The 1,635-nt window shown below is 77.7% G+C and carries 3 protein-coding genes; 2 read left to right on the forward strand and 1 reads right to left on the reverse strand.

The genetic code is table 11. The features are described 5' to 3' along the window. The first annotated feature begins 166 nt into the window (after positions 1-166). Complete coding sequence (locus LCD31_RS14530; protein ID WP_224958733.1) at positions 167-568, forward strand: hypothetical protein; 402 nt, start codon at positions 167-169, stop codon at positions 566-568. A gap of 27 nt (positions 569-595) precedes the next feature. On the opposite strand, the gene LCD31_RS14535 is transcribed toward LCD31_RS14530, so the two are convergent. Next, a complete protein-coding gene (locus LCD31_RS14535; RefSeq protein ID WP_224958734.1) occupies positions 596-928 on the reverse strand; it encodes a plasmid stabilization protein in 333 nt (110 codons plus the stop codon). Positions 929-1,112: 184 nt separating this feature from the next. On the opposite strand from LCD31_RS14535, the gene LCD31_RS14540 reads away from it, so the two are divergent. Beyond that, positions 1,113-1,635 (forward strand): Rieske (2Fe-2S) protein (locus LCD31_RS14540; RefSeq protein WP_224958735.1); only part of this gene is annotated, 523 nt, incomplete at its 3' end.

Here is a 1,635-nt window from a genome sequence, read left to right on the forward strand (position 1 = left end):
CTCCACCCGAGTACTACGTCCGGCTCGAACAAGGCAGGGCACCGCGCCCGTCGGGCGAAGTCCTCGCCGGGTAGTCCGCGCGCAGCCGGTCAGGTCCGCTGCCCCCGCTGTCCCGCGGGGCGCCGGCGGCGGATCTTCCGGCAGGCGATCGGCCGGGGGGACGGAGATGAGCACAGGCGACGCAACCGGCGGTGGCCGGACCGGTCGAGAACCGGGCCGGGCGGCGGCGGTCGACGAAGCGGTCCGCGCGCGCGAGGAGATGGGGGCGGCGCTGGACGGCGCCGACCGCGCGGTGGAACCCGCGTCGATCCCCGACGCCCGCACCGAACCCGGCGGCGAGCCGGGCGCGCTGTCCGCGCGGGACGCGCTGCTCGACGTGGCCGTCCGCGGGCACCGGCTGGCGCTGCTGCTGGACGGTCTCGCCCGTCGTTACGCCACGCCGGGAACCGCGCGGCCCACCGACGCGCACGTGGCCCTCGACCAGGCCGCGGGGGGGGCGGAGGACCTCGGCAACTGCGTCCAGGCCGCGGCCGCCGCCATAGCCGAGCAGCACGACGCGGAGCGGTGAACGCCCCGCCGCCGTGCGCCGCCGGAGTCAGCTGCGGGACAACGCCTTCTCCAACTCGGCCTTGCTCATCTTCGAACGGCCGCCGATCCCGGCCCGGCGCGCGTCCTGGTAGAGCTGCGCCTTGGTGCGGCCGAGCGGCCCGGTGCGGTTCCCGGAGCGCAGTCCGCCGCGGCGCTCCGGTGAGATGTCCTGCACCGAGGTCTTGCTGCGCCGCTTGGCCTGGCCCTGCTGCGCGCGTTCCTTGTTCACGGTGCGGGCGGCGATCTCCTCGGCCCGGCCTTCGCTGCTGCCGCGCCGTTCGGCGCCGTGCTTGATGTGCTCGTACTGCCGTTCCTGCTTGCGGTTCGCTCCGGCGGGCATGGTGCTCCTCCTCCGACGAGGCGGTGTTCCGGTTCCGCTCTACCCGCGGATCGACGGCGGTACACCTCCGGATGGGGACGGAATCCCCTTGCGCGTTCGGCGGAATCCGTTCCGCGGCCGCGCGGGGAGCGGGCCGGCCGCGCCGCTCGGGACTACGCTGCACCGCTGACGAACGGGAGTGCGCATGGGTGAGCAGGGAGTGCGGTTTCCGCTCCGGCGGATCCGCTCGCCGCGCTGGGCGGAGCAGCCGGGCACCTGGCGGCAGGCGCGGCCGGAGCTGATCGCGGCCGCGCTGCGGCGCGCGCAGGCCCGGCCGTCGGGGAACTGGTTCGTGCTGGCCGGGAGCCGGGAGATCTCCGCGTCGCGGCCGTTCGGGCGCACGGTGGCCGGTGTGGAGCTGGTGGCGTGGCGCGACGGATCAGGGGAGTTGCACGTCGGCCCCGGTGCCTGCCCGCACCTGGGCGCCCCGCTGCGGGAGGCGCGGCTGCACGAGGGACGGCTGGTGTGCCGCTGGCACGGGATGTGCCTGGGGGAGGGGACCGCGGGCTGGCGCACCTTCCCCGCGCACGACGACGGGGTGCTCGCCTGGGTCCGCTTGGACGCGGCCGGGGGGGGGGCGCGGGGGGGGGGGGGGCCGGGGGGGGCCCCCCCCCCCGCCCCCCCGCGGGGGGGGGGGGGGGGGGGGGGGCGGGGCCGGCGGGGGGGGG

This window comes from Saccharopolyspora sp. 6M (genome assembly GCF_020176775.1).
GTDB lineage: Bacteria > Actinomycetota > Actinomycetes > Mycobacteriales > Pseudonocardiaceae > Saccharopolyspora_C > Saccharopolyspora_C gregorii.

Excerpts from the sequence above, each read along its gene's own strand:
- LCD31_RS14535 (WP_224958734.1), bottom strand. The coding sequence starts at position 928 with ATGCCCGCCGGAGCGAACCGCAAGCAGGAACGGCAGTACGAGCACATC.
- LCD31_RS14530 (WP_224958733.1), top strand. The coding sequence starts at position 167 with ATGAGCACAGGCGACGCAACCGGCGGTGGCCGGACCGGTCGAGAACCG.